Source organism: Bacillus sp. PK5-006 (genome assembly GCF_054161415.1).
Map to the genome: position 1 here is coordinate 3,314,829 of NZ_CP096414.1, position 16,756 is coordinate 3,331,584.

General features: G+C 39.9%; 16 protein-coding genes. 11 read left to right on the forward strand and 5 right to left on the reverse strand.

Translation table 11 applies throughout. The annotated features are described in order from the left end of the window. Positions 1 to 79: 79 nt before the first annotated feature. Together M1D84_RS17065 and M1D84_RS17070 are read right to left on the reverse strand one after the other, a co-directional pair. Positions 80 to 1,177, reverse strand: a complete 1,098-nt coding sequence (locus tag M1D84_RS17065; protein WP_149125994.1) for a Gfo/Idh/MocA family protein — start codon at positions 1,175 to 1,177, stop codon at positions 80 to 82. A gap of 58 nt (positions 1,178 to 1,235) precedes the next feature. Beyond that, on the reverse strand, positions 1,236 to 2,402 hold the full coding sequence (locus M1D84_RS17070; protein ID WP_197172428.1) for a Gfo/Idh/MocA family protein: 1,167 nt from the start codon (positions 2,400 to 2,402) through the stop codon (positions 1,236 to 1,238). A 350-nt stretch (positions 2,403 to 2,752) separates the two neighbouring features. Here M1D84_RS17070 and M1D84_RS17075 point away from each other — a divergent pair, with 350 nt between their 5' ends. The 4 genes from M1D84_RS17075 (at position 2,753) to M1D84_RS17090 (ending at position 7,029) form a co-directional block, all read left to right on the forward strand. Then, complete coding sequence (locus M1D84_RS17075) at positions 2,753 to 3,430, forward strand: GntR family transcriptional regulator (RefSeq protein WP_306654731.1); 678 nt, start codon at positions 2,753 to 2,755, stop codon at positions 3,428 to 3,430. Between the two features lie 18 nt (positions 3,431 to 3,448). Next, entirely contained in the window at positions 3,449 to 4,546 is a 1,098-nt protein-coding gene (gene uxuA / locus M1D84_RS17080) for a mannonate dehydratase (RefSeq protein WP_332285331.1), read from the forward strand. Further along, the gene (locus M1D84_RS17085) at positions 4,540 to 5,394 is read left to right on the forward strand and encodes an SDR family oxidoreductase (protein WP_024425514.1); all 855 of its coding nucleotides are present in this window, start codon (positions 4,540 to 4,542) and stop codon (positions 5,392 to 5,394) included. Before uxuA ends, M1D84_RS17085 begins: the two co-directional genes overlap by 7 nt. Positions 5,395 to 5,478: 84 nt before the next feature. Beyond that, positions 5,479 to 7,029 carry an MFS transporter gene (locus M1D84_RS17090; protein WP_332285333.1) on the forward strand — a complete coding sequence of 517 codons (1,551 nt, stop codon included), beginning with the start codon at positions 5,479 to 5,481 and terminating at the stop codon, positions 7,027 to 7,029. A gap of 89 nt (positions 7,030 to 7,118) precedes the next feature. Here M1D84_RS17090 and M1D84_RS17095 read toward each other — a convergent pair whose 3' ends face one another. Next, positions 7,119 to 8,552: an amino acid permease gene (locus M1D84_RS17095; RefSeq protein ID WP_185854090.1), complete on the reverse strand. Its 1,434-nt coding sequence runs from the start codon at positions 8,550 to 8,552 to the stop codon at positions 7,119 to 7,121. Positions 8,553 to 9,097: 545 nt separating this feature from the next. On the opposite strand from M1D84_RS17095, the gene tcyA reads away from it, so the two are divergent. The 6 genes from tcyA to M1D84_RS17125 all read left to right on the forward strand — a co-directional run bounded on the left by tcyA (position 9,098) and on the right by M1D84_RS17125 (position 13,596). Beyond that, complete coding sequence (gene tcyA, locus M1D84_RS17100; RefSeq protein ID WP_024424285.1) at positions 9,098 to 9,913, forward strand: cystine ABC transporter substrate-binding lipoprotein TcyA; 816 nt, start codon at positions 9,098 to 9,100, stop codon at positions 9,911 to 9,913. Next, positions 9,900 to 10,592, forward strand: coding sequence for an amino acid ABC transporter permease (locus tag M1D84_RS17105; protein WP_024424286.1), 693 nt, complete (start codon positions 9,900 to 9,902; stop codon positions 10,590 to 10,592). The genes tcyA and M1D84_RS17105 overlap by 14 nt, the downstream gene beginning before the upstream one ends. Positions 10,593 to 10,604: 12 nt before the next feature. Further along, the gene (locus M1D84_RS17110) at positions 10,605 to 11,348 is read left to right on the forward strand and encodes an amino acid ABC transporter ATP-binding protein (protein ID WP_306654728.1); all 744 of its coding nucleotides are present in this window, start codon (positions 10,605 to 10,607) and stop codon (positions 11,346 to 11,348) included. Positions 11,349 to 11,492: 144 nt separating this feature from the next. Next, complete coding sequence (locus tag M1D84_RS17115) at positions 11,493 to 12,137, forward strand: YczE/YyaS/YitT family protein (RefSeq protein WP_024427289.1); 645 nt, start codon at positions 11,493 to 11,495, stop codon at positions 12,135 to 12,137. A gap of 82 nt (positions 12,138 to 12,219) precedes the next feature. Next, entirely contained in the window at positions 12,220 to 12,810 is a 591-nt protein-coding gene (locus M1D84_RS17120) for a hypothetical protein (protein ID WP_332285338.1), read from the forward strand. A 93-nt stretch (positions 12,811 to 12,903) separates the two neighbouring features. Next, positions 12,904 to 13,596, forward strand: a complete 693-nt coding sequence (locus tag M1D84_RS17125; protein ID WP_247721751.1) for a 4'-phosphopantetheinyl transferase family protein — start codon at positions 12,904 to 12,906, stop codon at positions 13,594 to 13,596. Here the strand turns inward: M1D84_RS17125 and M1D84_RS17130 are convergent. Continuing rightward, positions 13,593 to 14,933: an aminotransferase-like domain-containing protein gene (locus M1D84_RS17130; protein ID WP_332285341.1), complete on the reverse strand. Its 1,341-nt coding sequence runs from the start codon at positions 14,931 to 14,933 to the stop codon at positions 13,593 to 13,595. The two genes, M1D84_RS17125 and M1D84_RS17130, sit on opposite strands and share 4 nt — an antisense overlap. A 130-nt stretch (positions 14,934 to 15,063) precedes the next feature. Between M1D84_RS17130 and M1D84_RS17135 the strand changes: the two genes are divergently transcribed. After that, the gene (locus M1D84_RS17135; RefSeq protein WP_270126082.1) at positions 15,064 to 15,978 is read left to right on the forward strand and encodes a DMT family transporter; all 915 of its coding nucleotides are present in this window, start codon (positions 15,064 to 15,066) and stop codon (positions 15,976 to 15,978) included. 36 nt (positions 15,979 to 16,014) lie between these two features. Here M1D84_RS17135 and M1D84_RS17140 read toward each other — a convergent pair whose 3' ends face one another. After that, entirely contained in the window at positions 16,015 to 16,755 is a 741-nt protein-coding gene (locus M1D84_RS17140; RefSeq protein ID WP_076840714.1) for a thioesterase II family protein, read from the reverse strand. Position 16,756 lies beyond the last annotated feature (1 nt).

Here is a 16,756-nt window from a genome sequence, read left to right on the forward strand (position 1 = left end):
ATCGTCACCTCTATACTTATGTTTAGAAAATCAATGAAATGAAATAAGGTGTTATTAACAAAAATAACACCTCACTTTTTTAGATCTTACTTAATTCAAACTCCGTATTTACGTATAGTGCGTCTCGTTGTGCAATTAAGCAAAGTTCTGCGGCTTTAAAAGTATGTTCTTGAGTCATAGCATTTTCAGTACCGTTTAAACAATCTAAAATAAGTTCACCAAAGTAAGGGAATCCTACTTCTCCATTTAGAGAAAAATGCTGCTCTGTCTGTTGATTTACTAAGTATAAATGGTCTCCTGTTTTATCCCTTGCGATGTCTACGTATTTGCGAATTTCAATATACCCATCTGTTCCAAGAATGAATGTACGCCCATCCCCCCAAGTGCTAAGGCCATCAGGAGTCAGCCAGTCTACTCTAAAGTAGTTTGTAGCCCCATTATCAGCAATCAAAGTAGCATCACCAAAGTCTTCTAATTCTGGATATTGATGATGCTTATAATTGCCCACTTTACTATGTACAACTTTTGCATCTTTTGCGCCAGAATAGAAGAGGAATTGTTCAATTTGGTGACTACCAATATCACATAGAATACCTCCATAATATTCTTTTTCAAAAAACCAGCTTGGTCTGCTTTCTACATTACTACGATGTGGGCCAGTTCCAAGAACTTGTACCACTTTGCCAATTGCTCCTTGTTCAATCAATTGACCAGCAAATACGGCACTCTCCACGTGCAAACGTTCACTATAATAAACAGCCCATTTAAGTCCCGTTTCAGCTGTTTTTTTACGAGCAAGCTCCAATTGTTCTAGCGTTGTAAAAGGTGATTTATCCGTAAAGTAATGCTTACCATGATCTAAAACACGCAGCCCTAAATCACAGCGTTTAGATGTAATGGCTGCGCCTGCCACGAGCCTGACATCTGGATCTTCGAGGATTTCTTTCTCACTTTTGGCTGCCTGTACCTCCGGATAAGCTTTACAAAATTCTTGTACTTTTTTCTGATCATGATCATAAACCCATTTTAATGTAGCCCCAGCCTCAGTTAATCCATTGCACATTGCATAGATGTGTCCATGATCAAGACCTATAGCCGCCATGACGAATTGTCCTTCTGTAACGACAGGGGCACTTTTTCCCTTAGGAGCATAATTCATTCCATCACTTTTCTGCATGATTGTTCCTCCTCTAGCTAGCTTCCAGTTTATTTTTAATAATTTAATAACGTTAGACTCATAGTTTCTCGTAATTTCCTCCAACGGTGATCGTATCGTCTGAAAAATTTTCTACACTGCTTTGTTTTTCATAAAAATGCTTAACGTTCGCGAGCATTCCTTCACGTGTATAAAAAGGATCGTCTGCTGAAAGAGGAAGCTTCACATGAACACCTTGGTTTGCAGATTTATAGATGGCTGTAATAAGTTCTAGTGTTTTTCTTCCTTCTGTTCCATCAATTAAAAGCTTCTGGTTACCCTTGATAGCCATTAAAAAATTATTTATTTGTCCTTTATGCCCTTCAAATAGTAATTCCGGATATTGATGAAAAGCTTCCTGAATACGATTTTCTAAATCCTCATCATTTTTCTCTTGAGGAAACCCATTTTCTTTAGCTATTTGAGCATTTACTTTCCATGGGACAGATACTCTAGCTTTTTCCCCTTGAAAAATCAGTTGTTGTTCTTCTCCATGATGAACAACAGAACTGGTTACTTGTGCTAAGCTGCCATTTCCATATCGAAGTACAGCAATAGAAAGGTCTTCAACCTCTGCATTATCATGCAAGGTATTACTAGTTGCTGCAAAAATGTCAACCGGCAATCCTAACATCCATTGCAACATATCAATATGGTGGACAGCATGATTAAGTGTACAACCTCCACCTTCTTTTTCCCATGTACCGCGCCACCATAAATCATAATAACTATGACCACGCCACCAAAAAGAATCAACTTGAGTATGAGCGATTTTTCCAATGAGGTTTTGATCAAGGACATGTTTTAATCTCATAATGGGCGTCATAAACCTGTTTTGAGCAACAACAGATAAAAGCTTCTGGCTTTCAATAGATGCTTTTATCATTTCGTCACATTCTTTTAGAGAAGAAGCCATAGGTTTTTCTACTAAAACATGTTTGCCTGCTTTAAGAAAATCGATGGCAATGGCTGCGTGCATATAAGGAGGTGTACAAATGGAAACGGCATCAATCGTAGGATCATTCAATAATTCTTGGTAGTTAGCGACAACTCGTGCTTCCAGGTTATATTTTGTTGCTGCAGACATTGCTTTTTCAGGATAAATATCAGCTAAAGCTACAATTTTACTGATTTCAGGCATTGCAAGATAAGCCTCGATATGGGCAGTTGCAATAGATCCAGTTCCTATAATGGCGATGTTGGACATATCAATCTTTCCCTTCTGCAATAAGATAAATTTTCACTTCTAATAATAAGATAGCGCTTTCAAAAAGCTGAATGATTCACCTAACTGATAGATCAGAGTACCGTTCGTTTTATTAATATTCTAGTTATACTAGTATGGTAGCTCAAAAAACATTATAACTTAATCTTTTTGAATTTTGTATAGTTTTTTGAATTTTCTTTTTAATATCCTACACTTTTATGATTGATTATGGCTTACATAGTGGAATCATCAAGAGATGCTCACAGTGAAAGTATTCAGAAAAATGAAATTAATGTCTACCATTCTAATCTACTTGTATGGTAGTATGTTAGAGAAAGGAGATTAGAATAATGAATATTGATTTTAAAAACCAAAACCTCTCTACGAGGGAACAAGTTTACAATATGCTAAAAGATCAAATATTAAGCCTGAAGCTTTCACCTGGGACAAATATTTCTGAAAAAGAAATATCCGTTCAATTTAATGTTAGTCGAACTCCTGTAAGAGAAAGCTTTTTAAAATTATCTCAAGAAGGATTATTAAGTATCTATCCTCAACGAGGTACTTTTGTTTCTTTAATTGATTTGAACCTTGTGGAGGAAGCACGGTTTATGCGAGAACATCTCGAGAAGGCAGTGATTAGACTAGCCTGTCAGGAATTTTCTGAAGAGCTGATTAATGATTTAGATATGAATTTAAGTATGCAAAAAATTTGCGTTAAGAAAAAAGACTATAAAAAAATGTTTGAATTAGATGAGGAGTTTCATAGAACGATTTTCAAACGGTGTAAAAAAGAAAAAACATGGTTAGTTATTCAACAGATGAATGTACACTTTAATAGGAGCCGCATGTTAAGGCTAGTAACAGATTACAATTGGGATAATATTCTTTCTCAACATGTAAATATCTTCAAAGCTATACAAGATCAAGATGCTGATAAAGCTGAAAAAATCATGGAAGAGCATTTGAAAATTGCACTTGTTGATAAAGAATTATTGAAGAAAGAATATCCAAATTATTTCAAATAACATTAGGGGTGATGGTAGATGAGGATGACATTCAGATGGTTTGGAGAAGGAAACGACACGATCACACTGGAACAAATAAAGCAGATTCCAGGAGTGGAAGGAATTGTTTGGGCACTACATGATGTGCCCGTAGGAGAAGAGTGGCCAATAGAAAGAATGTTAGAAATGAAAAAATTAGCTGATAAACATAACCTTCATATTGAAGTAGTTGAAAGCGTGAATGTTCATGAAGACATTAAGCTCGGACTTCCAACTAGAGATCGATACATAGAAAATTATAAGAAAACAATTCAGAAGCTAGCAAAGGTGGGTGTTAAAGTCATATGTTATAACTTTATGCCTGTCTTTGATTGGATCCGTACAGACTTAAATAAAACACTTTCTGATGGATCTACAGCTCTATTTTATGAACATAGTCGAATTAAAGATATTGATCCGAAAGAATTAGTAAATAAAATTAGTGAGAACTCCAGTTTAACCATGCCAGGTTGGGAACCAGAGCGGTTAAATCACCTCCACCACCTTTTTGAAGCCTACAAAAATATAACAGAAGATGATTTATGGGCCAACTTGAAATATTTTTTAGATCAGGTTATTCCAATTGCAGAACTTCATGATATTAAGATGGCTATTCATCCTGACGATCCACCTTGGCCTGTCTTTGGTCTACCGCGAATAGTAACTAACCAAAAAAACATCAGAAAAATTTTACAACTAAATAGCAGCCCATATCATTGTATAACGCTCTGTACAGGATCTTTAGGAGCAAACTTAGAGAATGATTTAGTTTCTATGATTCACGAATTTATTGATAGAATACCATTTACTCATATAAGAAATGTACGTGTATATGATAACGGAGACTTTGTTGAAACATCGCATCGATCAAAAGATGGATCAGTAGACGTTTCAGCCATTATACATGCTTATTATGAAAGCGGATTCAAAGGTTATTGCAGACCCGATCATGGAAGACACATTTGGGATGAACAATGCAGGCCTGGATATGGTCTTTATGATAGAGCACTTGGAATTATGTATTTGTGGGGAGCTTGGGATGCTTTAAAAAATAAACAGTCTGTACGAAAAAAAGCAAAGGAGGAAGCTACATGGTAAACATACAAGAAAATAAACATTTAGCTGGTAAAGTAGCTGTCATCACAGGAGGAAGTGGCGTACTTTGCAGCGCCATGGCAAAGGAACTTGCTAGACATGGCGTGTCTGTGGCTATTTTAAATAGAACAGTCGAAAAGGGTGAAAAGGTAGCCGAAGAAATTAACCTTATGGGTGGGAAAGCGATTGCGATTAAATGTGATGTGATGAATAAAGATAGTGTGGAACAAGCCGAGAAGATTGTAACAGAGGAATTAGGCAATTGTACCATATTGATAAATGGAGCTGGTGGTAATCACTCCAGTGCAAATACAACCAACGAAATATTTCAAACAGAAGATCTTACTAATCCTAAGGTAAATACTTTTTTTCATTTAAGTACAGATAGTGTGCAAAATGTATTTGATTTAAATTTTATGGGGACTTTCATTCCTACACAAATTTTCACTAAACATATGGTTCATCAAAAGGGAGCAGTTGTCATCAACATGTCATCTATGAGTGCCCCTTCTCCAATGACCAAAGTGCCTGCTTATAGCGCCGCAAAAGCCGCAATTGAAAATTTCACCAAATGGTTAGCTGTTCATATGGCCGAGGCAGGAATTAGAGTAAATGCTATTGCACCGGGCTTCTTTTTAACCTCACAAAATAAAAACCTTCTCCTAAATGAAGAAGGAGATTATACAGAAAGGTCTCATAAGATTATTTCGAACACACCAATGAGAAGGTTTGGTACGCCAGAAGATCTTCTTGGAACCCTATTATGGCTTGTTGATGATCATATGTCAGCATTTGTTACCGGCGTGACAATTCCTGTTGATGGAGGTTTTATGGCGTATTCAGGTGTTTAATATTTTTATTTTTTTCCTTGTCATACATCTTTATTTTATATGTTTTTTTAAATTTATAAGTAGGCTTGGAAAGGAGACATAAGAATGCAGACTGAGAACAGGAAACTAACACTCAAAAATTATATTGGTTATGGAACAATGGATTTATTTGGAGGGGGAGCATTCGCTATAATAGGCGCATGGATGTTATATTTTTTCATTACATACTGCGGTCTTACCCCTGTTGAAGCAGGATCTATTATTGCAATTGCACGTATTATTGATGCGATAGCAAGCCCAATTATGGGCCATATCACGGATAATTTTGGTCGTACAAAACTTGGGAAAAAATTTGGAAGACGCAGGTTCTTTTTGCTAGTTGGAAGCCCTTTAATGGTTATTTATTCTCTTCTTTGGATTTCTGATATGAATTACTGGTACTATTTAACGGTTTATATTTTGTTAGAATTCCTTGCCGCAATGGTATTAATTCCATTTGAAACACTTGGAGCTGAAATGACGAATGATTTTAATGCACGGACCAAGCTCTCAACAATAAGATTAATCTATTCAGGACTAGGAACATTTTTAGCTACCTTTATTCCAGGCAGATTATTCGAAATATTCGGAAAAGATTCACCTCAAGTTTTTCTTTACAATGGGATTATCTTCACCTTTATTTTTATGGCTGCATTATTAATTACACATAGAACAACATGGGAACGTAAAGTAGAAGAAGACATGATAGAACCTGATGGTGTAGAAAAAGTACCTGCTATAGAATCCATCAAAAAAGTCATCATTGACTTGACATCTACTTTTAGAATAAGAAGTTTCCGTCAGCACCTCACGATGTATATTTGTTCGTTTACGGCCATGGATATTTTAAACGCTGTCTTTGTCTACTTTGTTGTGTTTTCTTTAAATAAAGATGCAGTGCTGGCAGCCGATTTATTATCTATTGGTTCATTACTTCAAATGGTATGTACAATATTGTTTGGTTGGCTCGTGATTAAAATAGGTCCTGCGCCATCTTTGAAAATATCTTATATTGCGATTATTACATGTATCAGCGGTTATATATTTTTATACTTCACACAACCAGCTTATATGATTATAGCGCTGTATGCTTTCTCTGTTATCTTAGGCATCGGAAAGAGTGGGTTATATTATATACCATGGAATATTTACACTTTCATTCCTGATGTAGATGAAATGGTCACTCGTAAAAGAAGAGAAGGAATATTTGCAGGTATTATGACGTTTACACGCAAAAGTACTACAGCTTTAGCCACATTTTTGGTAGGAGTTATATTACAGGAAAGTGGATTCGTTGCAAGCGCGACGACACAGTCTACGACAGCAATAAATGGGATTGTAGGTATTCTGTTTTTCGGAACTGTAGGGCTAGTCGGGATTAGTTTAGTTATTTCATTTAAATTTAAATTATCTAAGAAAACTCATTCCATTATGATTAATGAAATTAATAGGTTAAAGAATAATGGTTCAATGGAACAGGCTGATGATGAAACAAGAAGCGTTTTGAAAGCGCTAACAGGATGGGATTACGAGAAGCTTTGGGGTAATAATAACGTAGGATATCAGAATAAGCGCCAACATTTTGAACAACAAGATTTTAAACAGGATATGAACTAACTTTTGTTGTTAGTTGCACTTCAAAAAAAACACCTTCAGATTGATATCAGAGGTGTTTTTAAATATCTTACATTTAGTGTTTTTTGATTTTAAAACCGGATCTCATCATCTCCATGAATTTGCAGCTTCAGCGGTTCACTTTTCGCCTGATGCTTTTTCACATAGCGGTGATAGACAATATACCCAATGATCATGAGCGGTACACCAACATATAGTCCGATGCGCTGCTCTTGATCAAAGGCAAGGCTGACCAACACGATGGTATTCAGTGTGATTGCAATGATTGGCAGCACCGGATAAAGAGGCGTTTTAAATTTTAAGTTTTCCAGCTTTCCGCCTGCTTTCAAATATTTTCTACGGAAAAGCAGCTGTGATAATGTAATCGTGATCCAGCCTGTCTGGGCACTCATGCCGGCAATGGACACGATCCAGGCAAATACCGTTTTCTCTGCAAAGAAGCCGGATAACAGCGAAATCCCTGTAAATAGGAAGGTGAGCAGTAAGGCATTCATCGGAATACCGCGCTGATTGACGCGTCTAAATGCTTTTCCTGCCATTCCTTCCTTCGATAAGGAATACAGCATTCTCGTTGATGCATACAAGCCAGAGTTCGCAACAGATAATAAAGCAATGATAATGACAAAGTTCATGATGTCTGCCGCAAAAGGAATGCCCGTTCTCTCAAACACAGTAACAAATGGGCTTTGCAGCACACTAGCTTCCTTCCAAGGCACCATACCTGCTAAGACGAAAATCGATAAGACGAAAAAGACAAGTGTACGCCATACGGTTTGATGTATCGAACGGGGAACGGTTTTCTCAGGGTTTTCACTTTCTCCTGCAGCAATCCCGATCAGCTCTGTTCCTTGAAACGAAAAATTCACCGTGATCATCGTAATCACAACAGCGAGCAGGCCATTTGGAAACAGCCCGTCACTCACAAAATGGCTGAAGTATGGGGCGGGTTCACCGCTCGTTGTTTCAATAAACCCAAACATCGCCGCTCCGCCTACGCCAATAAAGAGTAAAATTGCAATAATCTTAATGGTGGAAAAGAAAAACTCCGACTCCCCGAACGCTTTCGCTGACCGGGCATTTAATAAGAAAAGACAGAGTCCGAATATGAGACACCAAATCCACACATCCACTTGCGGGAGCCAGCGCCTCATCAGCTGCCCTGCTGATAAGAACTCAAGGGCGACCGTTGCTGCCCAGCCGAGCCAATAAATCCAGCCGACAGCAAAACCTGCTGCCGGGCTGACAAATTTCGTCGCATACGTATGAAAAGACCCCGACACAGGAAGTGCAACCGACAGCTCACCAAGACACAGCATGGTTAAATACATGATCAATCCGCCCACAATATATGAAAGAACAGCTCCGACCGGCCCTGCTTGTCCAATCGTATAGCCCGTTCCTAAGAAAAAGCCTGTCCCAATGACACCGCCAAGTGAAATCATAAATAAATGGCGGGAGGTCATCGCCCTTTTCAATTGTTCAGGCTGATTTTGTCCAACATCCACAATGATGCCCTCCTTCTTCTAAGATGCTCTGTTATCAAAACATGTCTCCATGTGATTCATTCCATTTTCAAAACAACCTACTAATTATACATCTTTTATAATAAATATGCTTCCTTCTATGGTCACTGTCTCAAAGTCTTTATTTTAGTAATGTTCGCACAACTATGTGGTGGATCAAACCATTTGATAGGATGCCATATATCTAAAATATTGCACAAAAAAACCAGCATGAAACTTTATCGTTGCACACTGGTTTCGTTTCATTCTTTTCGAGTCTCATTTTAGACAGTTCTTATGATCACTTTTGTCACAAGTCATTCTGCTTTTAGCACGTTCCACCAATCAAATCATCTTAATCATCTTGAACTTGTGATTGGTTTTATTCACCTTTTAACTTGGGTATAGTTCTATCGTTTGTCCGTTCGACCGTTTGAGGGCATAAAGTTGGTGAGATTCGCTCAAGCTAGTTTCAAATGCTTTACTTTTAGGTTGCTTCTCTGTAAGATCATATGTTGTAAATACCAACAAGAAAAGTGGGGAATAAAATGAAAAAAATGTTCTTTGCCATTATTTTAGGCGTTTGTGTTGCATTGATCACAGCATGTGGATCAGGTGCAAGCGACAACGCGAATAAACAATCTGGGTCTAAGGAATCAGGCGACCTTTGGAAATCCATTCAGGATAAAGGTGTATTAACCATCGGAACAGAGGGTACTTATGCTCCTTTCACTTTCCATGACAAAAAGACAGATAAATTAACTGGCTATGATGTAGAAGTCATCACAGAAGTAGCAAAACGCCTTGACTTAAAACCTGAATTCAAAGAAACACAATGGGACAGTATGTTTGCTGGACTGAATGCAAAACGTTTTGACGTGGTAGCAAACCAAGTTGGGAAAACTGGACGTGAAAATCAATATGATTTCTCTGATAAATACACGACTTCTCAAGCTATTGTTGTGACAAAATCAGATAACAACGACATCAAGAAACTATCTGATGTCAAAGGCAAAAAAGCAGCACAATCGTTAACAAGTAACTACAATAAATTAGCAACAGATGCTGGCGCTAAGATTGAAGGCGTTGAAGGTCTTGCACAATCCATTCAATTGATTCAGCAAGGACGTGCTGATCTAACGTTCAATGACAAATTGGCTGTATTAAATTACTTGAAAACAAGCGGTAACAAAAACCTAAAAGTTGCATTTGAAACAGGAGATCCTCAAGAAACGTATTTCGCATTCAGAAAAGGCAGCGGCGAAGTCGTTGACAAAGTGAATGGCGCATTAAAAGAAATGAAGAAAGACGGTACACTTGCTAAGATTTCTAAGAAATGGTTTGGTGAAGATGTTACAAAATAATATCCTAGGAGTCGTCATTCCTTGGGATCTTCTTCAGCAATCTTTTTGGCCAATGGTGATGCAGGGGATTTATTATACAATTCCCCTCGCCATCATTGCCTTTATTATTGGTATTTTTATCGCGCTTGTGACAGCTCTTGCTAGAATGTCTAAGATTAAAGCCCTCAGATGGATTTTCTCCATCTATGTGTCGGCCGTTCGCGGAACGCCGCTTTTTGTGCAATTGTTTATTATTTTCTATTTCTTTCCGACATTTAATATCACACTTGATCCATATCCAAGTGCCATTATTGCTTTTTCTTTAAACGTAGGTGCGTATGCGTCGGAAATTATCCGTGCATCTGTCCTGTCTGTTCCAAAAGGACAATGGGAAGCTGGTTATTCAATCGGAATGACGCATCGCAAAACGCTCGTCCGCGTGATTTTACCGCAGGCTGTGCGTGTATCGATTCCACCGCTGTCTAATTCATTTATTAGTTTGGTGAAGGATACATCCCTTGCCTCCCAAATTCTCGTGGCAGAGATGTTCCGTAAATCACAGGAAATTGCTGCGGCGAACTTGGATCAAATCTTGTTTATTTATATGGAAGCAGCCCTCATCTATTGGGTATTCTGCTTCATTCTATCGCTCGTTCAGCATCAAATTGAAAAACGACTTGATCGATATGTCGCAAGGTAAGGAGGAAACGACATGCTAACAGTCAAAGGCTTAAAGAAATCCTTTGGGGATAATGAGATTTTAAAGTCGATTGATTTTTCGATCAACAAAGGGCAGGTTGTGGCCATTCTCGGTCCATCTGGTTCAGGAAAAACAACGATGCTTCGCTGTTTAAATGCACTTGAAATACCAAATGGCGGCTCCTTTACCTTCGATGATTTCTCGATTGATTTTTCAAAAAAAAATAAATCAGCTGATCTCCTGAAGTTACGCCGGAAATCAGGAATGGTGTTTCAGGATTATCACCTGTTTCCTCACCGTACAGTGCTTGAAAATGTGATGGAAGGTCCTGTTCAGGTGCAGCGCCGTCCAAAGGAAACGGTTCGAAAGGAAGCCATTCAGCTCTTGCAAAAGGTCGGTCTGGAAGATAAAAAAGACCTGTATCCTTTCCAGCTCTCAGGCGGTCAAAAGCAGCGTGTCGGGATTGCCCGTGCACTTGCCATTCAGCCAGAGCTTATGCTTTTTGATGAACCAACCTCTGCGCTTGACCCTGAGCTTGTCGGAGAAGTCTTAAAGGTCATGAAGGATCTAGCGAAGGAAGGCTGGACCATGGCAGTTGTCACACATGAAATCAAGTTTGCCCAAGAAGTAGCAGACGAAGTGATTTTTATTGATGGCGGCGTCATCGTCGAACAAGGTCCCCCGGAAGAAATCTTCAAACGACCAAAAGAAGAACGAACAAAACAATTCTTAAACCGGATATTAAATCCAGTATGATGAAAAAAGGCTGTTCTCACGTGGTGAGGACAGCCTTTTTTTATCTTTTTAAAAGTAAGCGATTACAATTGAACAAAGCCATTTAAAGGGGCGCGGTAGTATGTTACGATTGAACTCGAGTGTTTAAGAAAGAAGGGAATGCTTTTGAAGCGGGAACATCTTTTACGTTGGTTTTTTTATTTTGTTGGATTGATCGTACTAGCTTTTGGACTATCGCTGACAGTGAAAGGGAAGATCCTTGGGATTGGTCCTTGGGACGCTTTCCACTACGGACTGTTTCAGCATTTTGGACTCACAATTGGACAATGGTCCATTATTATTGGTGCACTTATTGTGACACTGACTTCTATTTTTACGAAATCATTTCCAAAGATCGGCGCTTTACTGAATATGGTGCTGATTGGCGTGTTTATTGATTTCTTTAATGCGATATTACCTGCGCCGCACGGATATTTACCGGCCTTATATGTATTTATTACAGGTGTTGTTGTTTCTGGATATGGCGTTGGCATTTATGTTTCAGCTAATCTTGGCGCTGGGCCACGGGACTCATTAATGCTGCTCATCTCAGCGAAAACGGGACTGAACGTACAGTGGGTTCGAAATGGCATTGAGTTAACAGTGCTTTTGTTTGCATGGATGCTCGGTGGACCGATTGGCATTGGAACGATTTTGACTGCGATCTTCACAGGTCTTGTCCTTCGTTTCTCCTTGCCGCAATCAACACGGCTTCTGGAGCTGCTCATTACAAAAACAGCCGAAAAACCTGTTCAAACCCTGACTAGATGAGAACAAGCCATTCTATAATTAGAATGGCTTTTCTTGTGCTAAAATAAATAAACAGAATATTCACGCACAGGAGATGGAGACTATGCAGCTTTTCCACTATCATTACTGGACACCATTTGTTGAAGAGACAGAGCAAGCATATCGTTCGCTAGGCTTTGAGGTAAAAGGTCGTTTCACAAAAGATGGCTCCTTTCATCCCCCGCTCACTTGGGAAGATTTTAGAGAAGAGCAGCCGACCTTTCGAATCATCGAAATGAGAAAAGGCCAGATCAATATCACATTTGGCTATAGCAAAAAAGTCCTTTTTGATCACATCGGCTTTCTTGTCTCAGACGAAGAATATGATCAACTGCTTGCACAAGCTAAAGAACTAAACTGGCCAATCCAAGCTGGGGAACGGAGAACGTTTCTTTCGACACCTCTTCGTTTAAGGCTTGAGTTACAGCGGCGTAAAGATGTCATTGAAACGGGAACCGATGCGCTGCACGCTATGACAATTGCTGTTCCTGATTTGTCACAGACACCTAAAGTGGATCAGCTGCTATCACCTTTGCATCAGCCCATTCACTGGCAAAAAGGAGAACAGCTTTCCTTGCTTAACGTGAACATGACGGATGTTGATGAAATGAATACAATTGATCCGAATGGTGTCCACATCGTGAATCAGACGTAAAAGCAGCGAGGCTCGCTGCCTTTTTACGTTAATGGACCCTTTTACGCGGCACTCTCCAATGGTACAATCAATGTAAAAAATTAGAGGTTCGTTATGAAAATATATGCTATCCAATTACAACACTTAGATGAAATTGATGCACGACAACAAATAGAGCGGCTGAAACTCTTTGTGTCATCTGAAAAACGTGCTGCGGCTGAACGCTTTCGTTTTTTGATCGATGCAAGAAGAACCTTGTTAGGTGAGGTGCTGGTTCGTCAAACGGTCCATGATATGTATGATCTGCCTATGGATCAGATCGTTTTTGAAACTGAGGGCAATGGCAAGCCAGTTGTCCGGCATCTTCCTTCTTTTCATTTTAATCTTTCTCATTCTGGCAATTGGGTCGTTTGCGCAGTAGATGATGCACCTGTTGGCATTGATATTGAGGAAATCAAACCTATTGATCTGGCGATTGCCAAACGATTTTTTTCAGCGGATGAGTATCAGGATTTACTCTCACAGCCAACAGAAAGGCAGGAAGCCTATTTCTTTCATCTATGGTCAATGAAGGAGGCGTTTATCAAGCTGACTGGAAAAGGCTTATCCTATGGGCTTTCGTCCTTTACAGCCCGTCTGTCAGCAGATGGACAGGCTTCGTTGACATTACCTGATCATGAAACGGCTTGCTTTGTTCAAACATATTCACTTGACCCTGCCTACCAAATGGCGGTATGCACACGAAAGTCTGCTGCGGCTGATAGCGTTGAGAGACTCACTTGCAGTGATGTACTGTCCCGCCTTTAATAACGCGTGATTTGCTGAAATACCGTCTTTAATAGATCGACTCCGCGTGTGATCTGCTCTTCTTTCACCTGCCAGATGTTCAGCTGAAAAATCGGGTCCTTTTGATAGGCCTTCAGGTAATGGCGGTCAATTGGCTGAATGGAAACAGATGCCTTTTTCAGCTGCTGAATGAGCTGGTTCATTGGAATCGACCGGTCGACACGTACATGTGTATGGGTAGCAGGCTCCCATTCTCCCAGCTGATAAGCGCTTTGATCATCATTTTTTAAACTTGCCACGAGCTGCTTGGAGCGGTTTCGATAGCTCGCCCGCATCCTGTCTCTATGCCGCTCAAACATCCCGCTTTTTAAATAGATTTCTAAAGCTGCCTGGGACAGCATGGAGCTGTCGATATCAATCAGCCGTTTGTGTTCGCTAAAAGGTGTAATCAGTTCTTCAGGTAAAACGACAGCTCCTGTTCGTAGCCCCGGAAAGATGATTTTAGAAAAGCTTTTCAAATAAATAACCTTTCCTGCCTGATCGTATGAATAGATCGGGTCTCTTTTTGTATCGAATTCTAAATCTGCTAGATAATCATCCTCAACAATGTAGACATCATATTTCTCAGCAAGGGCTGCAATCGCTCTTTTTTCTTGCTTTGATAAACTCGTTCCAAGCGGGTTTTGAAATCTTGGCATCGTATAGAAAAAACGAATCTCCTCTTCTCGAAAGATACGTTCTAATTCGATCAGATCGATCCCTTTTTCCGTCCGTTGAATTCCACGCACAGGCAATTGGTTTTTCTCTAAATATTGGAGATATAAGTGATACCCCGGCTGTTCGACTAGTATGGTTTGTTTTCCATTCGGAAAAGGGATGGTGCTTAAAATGGATAAAGCGAGCTGAATACCAGAGGTCATGACGATCTGTTCTGGATGAGCAAACACTTGATAATCCATTAATCGCTTTGAAATGACTGGCAGCAGGGATGGTAAACCGTTGGATGTGCCATAAATAAATAAGTCATTTTGATACAAATCGATCGCTTGGTTGATGCAGTGCTGGAAATCGACATATGGAAACACAACGGGATCAGGTGCAGATGAAGCAAAATCAATCCATGTGCTGTCCTGCTTACCTGCTGATTGCTTCGTTTTCACGACATAATAGCCGCTCCTTTCTACAGAATACAGCAGATGTTCACGCTCCAATGTGTCCAGCGCTTTGATGACAGTGCTTTTACTCACTGCATATTGAGCCGCTAAGTGGCGAATGGAGGGAATTTTCATTCCAGCGCTGTACTCACCTGAATCCATTTTTTCTTTTAAACTCGAGACAAGCTGATCATATTTCCTCACGCTATTTCCTCCTTGTACCGGTACAGATATCATGTTCTCTTATTGTACACGTTAGATGATCCGATTACGATAGAAGAACAGAACCGGTCAATTCATTTGAAGCATGCATGCTCATGTAAGGAGTCACGTTATGAATATGTCAAAACAAAAAGCGTATGCTGCCGCGATCGCATACGCCTCTATCATTGGTTTTTCCTTTTTGTTTGTCAAAATCGCATTAGAATCAGCAAATCCAATCGATTTATTGGCACACCGCTTTACTGTTTCTTTTGCAGCCGCTCTATTGCTGTATCCGTTTCTACGAAAAAAGTATCGCATATCCATTCAATGGCGTGATCTCATTTACATCGTACCGTTTTCCTTGCTTTACCCTGTTTTGTTCTTTGCTTTTCAAGTGTGGGGATTGATGTATACATCTTCTTCAGAGGCTGGCATCATTCAAGCGACGATTCCCATTTTGACGATGCTGCTGGCAGCCTGGTTTTTAAAGGAACGTGCGACATGGATACAAGTGCTGTTTACCTTTCTTTCTGTGTGCGGGGTGATGCTTCTCTTTGTCATGAAGGGAATTGATGTCAAACATTCTCACTTCATCGGCTATGTGCTGATTTTACTTTCAGCCTTGTCATCCAGTGCATATAGTGTGTTTGCCAGAGTGATTACAAAACGCTTCCATGTGATTGAACTCACCTTTGTGATGACCTTCTGTGGCTTTGTCTTTTTCAATGCCGCCGCGCTTATCCGGCATTCGATCAATGGCTCATTGCCGGAGTTTTTCAGTCCATTTACAGAAGCATCCTTTGTTTGGTCGATGCTCTTTTTAGGTATTCTTTCATCTCTTCTTACCGCATATTTATCAAACTATGCACTCTCGCAGCTAGAAGCGGCAAAGGTCAGCATCTTTAACAATTTATCCGCGTTTATCACGGTCGCCGCCGGAGTTCTCATTTTACACGAAACGATTGATTGGTACCATCTCCTCGGAGGGGTCCTGGTCATTGGCGGGGTGATTGGCGGGAATGTGGTGAAGAAACAGCATTCATAAGAAAAAGCGGCCTCTTATAGAGAGCCGCTTTCTTTTTTAATGTCTGATCAATTGCTGCTTGGCTGCAAGCTCAATGACATGTCTCATCTGCTCTGCAAATGGCTCAAGGTGTGTGTTGATGTACATGTGGCCTCCATCGAAATTGGTGCGTTCGATGGTTTTTGCCCATTTTAACCAGCCGCTTGCATCCTGCATGCATTTCTCATCTTGCTTTCCATTGAATAAATAAACAGGTGTATCGATAATCGATTGATCTGTGTGCTGGAAGGTTTCCAGTGCCCGGTAGTCTGCACGCAATGACGGTGTAAAGTAATCCATCATTGGTTTGTTCTCTAGTAATTCCTTTGGAATCCCGCCCATTTCGGCAATATGCTGTACAAATGCTTCATTGGATAAATGCGTCAGCATCTGCCGTTTTGTTTGCGGAGGCTGAATGGCTGAGATCACCACTGCTGCAGGATAAATTCCTTCCTTTTCTAGCAGCTGGGTTAGTCTGTATACCACAAGCCCTCCCATTGAATGTCCAAACAGAATAAATGGGCGGTTCAATTTGTCCGTAAGTCCTTCTTTATACAGCTCTGCCAGCCGGTCAATGCTTGATTCAAGCGGCATGAGATTGGTGCCGTGCCCTGGGGGCTCTGCTGCTGTGACTTCGGCCACGTCTTTTAGCTGTTCAAAGAGCGGACGGTATGAGGCGGAATATCCGCCGGCAAAAGGAAAACAAATAAGCTGAATGAGATCTGATTTTTTTTCAAAGGTTTTCAATAACTGATTCATA

Bases quoted from the DNA above. Each gene is read 5' to 3' on its own strand.
- M1D84_RS17125 (WP_247721751.1), top strand. From the start codon at position 12,904: ATGAAAATATATGCTATCCAATTACAACACTTAGATGAAATTGATGCA.
- M1D84_RS17135 (WP_270126082.1), top strand. From the start codon at position 15,064: ATGAATATGTCAAAACAAAAAGCGTATGCTGCCGCGATCGCATACGCC.
- M1D84_RS17105 (WP_024424286.1), top strand. From the start codon at position 9,900: ATGTTACAAAATAATATCCTAGGAGTCGTCATTCCTTGGGATCTTCTT.
- M1D84_RS17110 (WP_306654728.1), top strand. From the start codon at position 10,605: ATGCTAACAGTCAAAGGCTTAAAGAAATCCTTTGGGGATAATGAGATT.
- M1D84_RS17120 (WP_332285338.1), top strand. From the start codon at position 12,220: ATGCAGCTTTTCCACTATCATTACTGGACACCATTTGTTGAAGAGACA.
- M1D84_RS17075 (WP_306654731.1), top strand. From the start codon at position 2,753: ATGAATATTGATTTTAAAAACCAAAACCTCTCTACGAGGGAACAAGTT.
- M1D84_RS17140 (WP_076840714.1), bottom strand. From the start codon at position 16,755: ATGAATCAGTTATTGAAAACCTTTGAAAAAAAATCAGATCTCATTCAG.
- M1D84_RS17090 (WP_332285333.1), top strand. From the start codon at position 5,479: ATGCAGACTGAGAACAGGAAACTAACACTCAAAAATTATATTGGTTAT.
- M1D84_RS17070 (WP_197172428.1), bottom strand. From the start codon at position 2,402: ATGTCCAACATCGCCATTATAGGAACTGGATCTATTGCAACTGCCCAT.
- M1D84_RS17085 (WP_024425514.1), top strand. From the start codon at position 4,540: ATGGTAAACATACAAGAAAATAAACATTTAGCTGGTAAAGTAGCTGTC.
- tcyA (WP_024424285.1), top strand. From the start codon at position 9,098: ATGAAAAAAATGTTCTTTGCCATTATTTTAGGCGTTTGTGTTGCATTG.
- M1D84_RS17065 (WP_149125994.1), bottom strand. From the start codon at position 1,177: ATGCAGAAAAGTGATGGAATGAATTATGCTCCTAAGGGAAAAAGTGCC.
- uxuA (WP_332285331.1), top strand. From the start codon at position 3,449: ATGAGGATGACATTCAGATGGTTTGGAGAAGGAAACGACACGATCACA.